This window comes from Zoogloea sp. (genome assembly GCF_030157465.1).
In the GTDB taxonomy this organism is placed as follows: Bacteria; Pseudomonadota; Gammaproteobacteria; order Burkholderiales; family Rhodocyclaceae; genus Zoogloea.
In genome coordinates this window covers 1-5,449 of sequence record NZ_JAOAUU010000040.1, presented here as the reverse complement: position 1 = coordinate 5,449, position 5,449 = coordinate 1, and the positions used below count along the sequence as shown (strand labels likewise).

The 5,449-nt window shown below is 65.6% G+C and carries 7 protein-coding genes; all 7 read right to left on the bottom strand.

Annotation, left to right across the window (positions count from 1 at the left end):
- Nucleotides 1–96: 96 nt before the first annotated feature.
- Nucleotides 97–345, bottom strand: a complete 249-nt coding sequence (locus Q1W26_RS04390; protein WP_300436382.1) for a hypothetical protein — start codon at nt 343–345, stop codon at nt 97–99.
- A gap of 64 nt (nt 346–409) precedes the next feature.
- On the bottom strand, nt 410–1,093 hold the full coding sequence (locus Q1W26_RS04385) for an SDR family oxidoreductase (protein WP_300436379.1): 684 nt from the start codon (nt 1,091–1,093) through the stop codon (nt 410–412).
- A gap of 176 nt (nt 1,094–1,269) precedes the next feature.
- The gene (locus Q1W26_RS04380; RefSeq protein WP_300436377.1) at nt 1,270–1,926 is read right to left on the bottom strand and encodes a NapC/NirT family cytochrome c; all 657 of its coding nucleotides are present in this window, start codon (nt 1,924–1,926) and stop codon (nt 1,270–1,272) included.
- 25 nt (nt 1,927–1,951) lie between these two features.
- Nucleotides 1,952–2,431, bottom strand: coding sequence for a nitrate reductase cytochrome c-type subunit (locus Q1W26_RS04375; RefSeq protein WP_300436374.1), 480 nt, complete (start codon nt 2,429–2,431; stop codon nt 1,952–1,954).
- Nucleotides 2,431–3,303, bottom strand: a complete 873-nt coding sequence (gene napH, locus Q1W26_RS04370; protein WP_300436371.1) for a quinol dehydrogenase ferredoxin subunit NapH — start codon at nt 3,301–3,303, stop codon at nt 2,431–2,433. The genes Q1W26_RS04375 and napH overlap by 1 nt, the downstream gene beginning before the upstream one ends.
- A gap of 3 nt (nt 3,304–3,306) precedes the next feature.
- Complete coding sequence (napG, locus tag Q1W26_RS04365; RefSeq protein WP_300436369.1) at nt 3,307–4,212, bottom strand: ferredoxin-type protein NapG; 906 nt, start codon at nt 4,210–4,212, stop codon at nt 3,307–3,309.
- A 134-nt stretch (nt 4,213–4,346) separates the two neighbouring features.
- The coding region (locus tag Q1W26_RS04360) for a molybdopterin dinucleotide binding domain-containing protein (protein WP_300436366.1) at nt 4,347–5,449 on the bottom strand (1,103 nt) is incomplete at its 5' end.

The window sequence follows — 5,449 nt, the reverse complement described above, 5'->3', positions numbered from 1 at the left end:
AAGCTCGTCCAGGTCAGCTACGGCGTGCTCAAGTCGGGGCAGACCTTCCAGCCAGCGCTTCACGGAGCTTGACGGGGATAACAGTATCTACCGCACTCAGGTGAGGCGCACCTTGCGGGCCGCAACAGCCTCTTCGAGGGTGCTAAAAACACGGCCGGGCTCGGCCGTCAGGCGGTAATAGCGGCTGTCGTCGTCACTGCGGCCGCAGTAGCTGCGTACCGTGATGCGCTCAACTCCGGGAAAGCCGGGGTTGGCCTCGATGGTCTTGATGGCGCCGGTTCCGGTGTCATACACACCGGGCCTGTCGTTCAGCACGTCGGGCATCAGGGGGAGTTTCTTGCTCATGCCAGCCTCGCCTTCAGGGGGTCAGTCGGTCTGAAAAGCATAGCACCGCGGCCGGGGCCACGCTTCAGCGCGGCACCCATCCGCCACACATCGGAAAGACCTGCCCGACGAAGCAGTCGGCCGCCTTGCCGGCGAGATAGGCCGCAAATTCCGCGTCCTCTTCGGCACCGACGAGCCGGCCGAGGGGCACCTCGCGCTGCAAACGCTCCTGAAAGCGCGGATTGGCCTGGACCTCGGGCGGGAAGTAGGTGGGGTTATCGACGAAGTTCTGCGCGATCACGTTGATCTGCACGTTGTGAGGTGCCATTTCGACCCCCAGCGCCTGCACGTAGGCCAGCTGGGCACCGCGGGCGGCGCTGTAGCTGGACGCGCGCTTCATGCCGCGCAGGGCCGACGCGCTGCCCATCACCACGATCTTGCCGGCCCGCCGCGCGATCATCGCCGGCAGCACCGCCCGGCACAGGCGGGGCAGCGGGTCCACCAGCGCGGCAAACACCTCGCGCCATTCGTCTTCGGTCACCTCCAGCGCCGGTGTGGCGGGCGCCGGAATGGCCAGGTTGGCAATCAGCACGTCGATGTCACCGGCCGCCGCCACGACAGCCGCCGGCGCATCGGGGCCGACGAGCGACGCGGTGCTGGCGATCACCGTGGCACCGTGGGCGGCAAAGACGCCGCACAGCGCGGGGCCCATGAAGGCATCCGCCTGGGTGATGAGGACACGCTTGTTGGCGAGCAGGGAATCAGCCATGAAAACCTCCGGCAAGTGGTGAAAGTCGGCGCATCCGGCAGAACGCACCCGCAACCCTTATCGTAGCGCTCCCCGGCCGGCTCCGGAGAAAAGCAAACGGGCCGCAATAGCGGCCCGCCTACTCCCCATACCGGGCCTTTCAGCCCGGCGTTCTGCTCCCCCTCCTCCTTGCTCTGTCAGCCCCTGGGTGCTTTTTCAGCTTCCGGCCTGGCTTGTTCGGGCGCCACCGGCGGGTGGAACTCTTCAGGCGTGGCGCCATCCTTCGGCGCACCGATCGCCTGCTCCACTTCCGGCAGCGTGTGGGCGATGCCCTTGTGACAATCGATGCAGGTCTTGCCTTCGTTGAGGCCGGTCTGGTGCATCTTCGAGGAACGACGGCCCTGTTCGGCGTAGTCGAAACCATCGTAGTTGTGGCAGTTGCGGCACTCGCGGGAGTCGGTCTTCTTCATCCGGTCCCATTCATGCTTGGCCAGCTCGAGCCGCTTGGCGTTGAACTTCTCGGGCGTGTCGATGGTGCCGAGAACCTTGTGCAGCACTTCGTTGGAGGCCTGGATCTTCCTGATCATCTTGGGGCCCCACGCCTTCGGCACGTGGCAATCCGGGCAGGTGGCGCGCACGCCGGAGCGGTTCGAGGCGTGGATGGTGTTGCGATACTCCTGGTAGACGTTGTCCTTCATCTCGTGGCACGAGATGCAGAATTCTTCCCGGTTGGTCCATTCCATGGCCGTGTTGAAAGCGCCCCAGAACAGGATGCCGGCGATGAACAGCATCGCGGCAAAACCCCAGCCCAGAGTGCGGATTCGGCCGATCAGGCCCTTCTTGTTGGTATCCATTTGTCCGTACTCCCTTGTCTATGCTTCAGCGCATGCCGGTGCCGGGCTTGAAGGTGTTGCCCACCAGTGGCTTGGCGTCGCTCTGGGGCACGTGGCACTGGTTGCAGAAATAGCGCCGCGGCGACACGCTGGACAGCTCTTCGCCGTCACGGGTCTTGAAGTGGGTGACCGAGATCTTGGTTGCGCCGGTTTCCTTGGCGCGCGCCCAGGCGTGGCAGTCCAGGCACTTGTTGAAGTTCTTGGTCACGGTGTAGCCCTTGATCGTGTGCGGGATCAGTGGCGGCTGCTGGACGAAATCGCGCGGCAGCGGCGGCTGGTCACGGCCGTAGCGGGTGCCGTCGCCTTCCGGGTCGCTGGCGTTGATCTCGGCACCGCGCAGGCTCATCAGCTTGATCGGCGGCTCGGAGGCAGCCACGGCGGCAACGGGAGCGAGGAAAGTCTGGGCCAGGCACAGCGCCAGTGCAGCAGCCCGCAAGCGGGCGGAATTGAAGGTCGGCTTGTTCATCACTCGCTCCTTTGGTCGAACCTATGGGTCATTTTGAAAACCTGTTTGTCACACACATCAATGCAGCGGCCGCAGGTGGTGCAGTCTGAAGCCAGTATCAGGGGGCTCTCCTGCCCGACCTTCTTGAGGGCCGGGCGGATCACCTGGGGTTCGGGGCACACGGTAAAACAATCCATGCAGTCGTCGCAGGCCTTGCGGTTGGGCGCCGCAACGCGGACCAGCGCCGTCTTGCCGAGCAGGCCGTAAAACGCGCCCACCGGGCACAGGTGGCCACACCAGCCCCGGCTTGCCACCAGCAGGTCGTATAAAAAAATGCCGCCGATCACGAACACCGCCCCGCCCATGCCGAAGATCAGCGCGCGGTGAAACAGCGACACCGGATTGACCCATTCCCAGGCCAGCGTGCCGGTCAGGGCCGACGCCACCAGGGTGCCGCCGAGCAGCCAGTAGCGGGTGTCGGCGTCGGGCACGCGGCCGGTCTTGATGCCAAGGCGGCGACGCGACCACGCGGCGGCGTCGGTGACGACATTCACCGGGCACACCCAGCTGCAAAAGATTCGCCCGCCGAACAGCAGATAGAACACCAGCACGATGGCCGCGCCGGTGAACGCCGCCGCATACGGCACATGGCCGGTGGCGAGGGTTTGCAGCAGCAACAGCGGGTCGGTCAGCGGCAACACGCCCAGCGTGAGCGACGAGGACAGGTTGCCCTTGGCAATCCAGAGCCCGAACCACGGCCCGGACAGAAAGGCCAGCAGGATCAGCAGCTGGCTGGTGCGGCGCAGGATCAGCCAGCGCTGGCGCTGCCAGAGGCTGCGCGCCGGCGCACAGGCTGCGGCGGCGGGCTTGATCGGAAGGGGGATGGTCGCCATGGTTCAGGGCTTCCAGTGGGAGTTGATGCCCGGCGGGGTCTTGGGCGCGGCAGGCACTGCCGGAGCCTGCACGGCCGGCGCCGGCGCGCTCGGAGCAAGCACCGTTTCGGTGGCGCTGCGGCCGGCGGTGGGGCCTTCGAAGCCGCGCACCGGCAACTCCACCTGCTCGCCGATCAGCGAGCCGCCGTGGCGGGCTTTTTCTTCCCAGCCCTTGCGGTAGTGGGCGGGCAGCGCGCCCTGGGCCAGCGCGCGCGGGAAAACCTTGATCGCCGCCTCGGGCAGCACGCAGGATTTCTCGCACTTGCCGCAGCCGGTGCAATGATCCGAATGCACCGTGGGCAGCAGCATGGCGTGGCGGTCGGAGCGCGGGTTGTGCTGGGTTTCGAGGGTGATCGCCTTGTCGATCACCGGGCACACGCGATAGCACACGTCACAGCGCAGGCCGAGAAAATTGAGGCAGCTCTCGTGGTCGACGAGGGCCGCAAGGCCCATCCGGGCCTGGTTGATGTCGGTGAGCTGCCGGTCGAGGGCGCCGGTGGGGCAGGCCTTCACGCAGGGAATGTCCTCGCACATTTCACAGGCGATCTTCCGGGCGGTGAAGTAAGGCGTGCCCGTTGCAACCGTGTCACCCAGGTCGGACAGCTTGAGAATGTCGTAGGGGCAATCGCGCACGCACAGCCCGCAGCGCACGCAGGCCGCCAGAAAATCCGGCTCGGGCAAGGCGCCGGGCGGGCGCAAAGCCTGGGCCGGCAGCGCCGACGCGCTCCTGGAATACAAGCCGGCGCCCAGCGCGAGCAGGCAGCCGCCACCGGCAGCGGCGGCGACGCTGTTGATGAACTTGCGCCGCGCCGCCGAAGCCGGTGAAACGGCTTCGGTGACTTTGCGGGCGGTTTTCTTGCCGGTGTCCATGATCAGTCGGATAGCTGGATGCTTGGTGGGTGTGGGGGCTATGTAGGGGCGGCTTCAGCCGCCCGAGCTTGATCAACGGAAAGGCGGGCGGCTGAAGCCGCCCCTACACGTTCCCTACACGTCCCCCGCAGTCGTCAGGCGCGCACCACCTTGACGGCGCACTTCTTGTAGTCGGTTTGCTTGGAGATCGGGCAGGTGGCGTCAAGGGTGAGCTTGTTCACCAGCTTCGATTCGTCAAAGAAGGGCACGAAGATCAGCCCGACCGGCGGCTTGTTGCGGCCCTTGGTCTCGAGGCGGGCGGTCATCTCGCCGCGACGGGACAGAACCTTGACCACCATGCCGCGCTGCAGGCCGCGCTTCTTGGCGTCGTCGGGGTGCATAAACACCTGGGCTTCGGGAACAGCCTTGTGCAGCTCGGGCACCCGGCGGGTCATGGTGCCGGTGTGCCAGTGCTCAAGCACGCGGCCGGTGCACAGCCACATGTCGAACTCGGCGTCAGGCTTCTCGGGGGGATCCTGGTAGGGCAGCGCGAAGATGACCGCCTTGCCGTCCTTGTGGCCGTAGAACTTCACGCCCTCACCGGTCTTCACGTAGGGGTCGTAGCCTTCACGGTAGCGCCACAGGGTTTCCTTGCCATCGACGACCGGCCAGCGCAGGCCGCGCGCCTTGTGATAGACGTCGAAGTTGGCCAGATCGTGACCGTGGCCGCGACCGAACTGGGCGTATTCCTCGAACAGGCCCTTCTGCACGTAAAAGCCGAAAGCCTCGGCTTCGTCGTTGGTGTAGCCCTTGATGGCGTGATCGTTCACCTTGGCCAGCTCGCTCTTCGGGAACTTGTTGACCACCTTGTTGGCGTACAGCACGTCGTAGAGCGTCTTGCCCTTCAGCTCGGGCTTCTTGGCGATCAGATCCAACGGCCACACTTCTTCAACCTTGAAGCGCTTGGAGAACTCCATGAACTGCCACAGGTCGGAGCGGGCTTCGCCCGGCGCCTTGACCTGCTGGCGCCACACCTGGGTACGCCGCTCGGCGTTGCCGAAGGCGCCTTCCTTCTCGGTCCACATGGCCGAGGGCAGGATCAGGTCGGCGGCCATCGCGGACACCGTCGGATACACGTCGGAAACCACAACAAAAGCCGCCGGGTTGCGCCAGCCCGGATAGATTTCCTGGTTGACGTTGGGGCCGGCCTGCATGTTGTTGGTGGTGCTGGTCCAGTAGCACTTGAGCTTGCCGTCCT

Coding starts and splice junctions, on each gene's coding strand:
- napH (WP_300436371.1), bottom strand. CDS start 3,303: ATGGCGACCATCCCCCTTCCGATCAAGCCCGCCGCCGCAGCCTGTGCG.
- napG (WP_300436369.1), bottom strand. CDS start 4,212: ATGGACACCGGCAAGAAAACCGCCCGCAAAGTCACCGAAGCCGTTTCA.
- Q1W26_RS04375 (WP_300436374.1), bottom strand. CDS start 2,431: ATGAACAAGCCGACCTTCAATTCCGCCCGCTTGCGGGCTGCTGCACTG.
- Q1W26_RS04385 (WP_300436379.1), bottom strand. CDS start 1,093: ATGGCTGATTCCCTGCTCGCCAACAAGCGTGTCCTCATCACCCAGGCG.
- Q1W26_RS04390 (WP_300436382.1), bottom strand. CDS start 345: ATGAGCAAGAAACTCCCCCTGATGCCCGACGTGCTGAACGACAGGCCC.
- Q1W26_RS04380 (WP_300436377.1), bottom strand. CDS start 1,926: ATGGATACCAACAAGAAGGGCCTGATCGGCCGAATCCGCACTCTGGGC.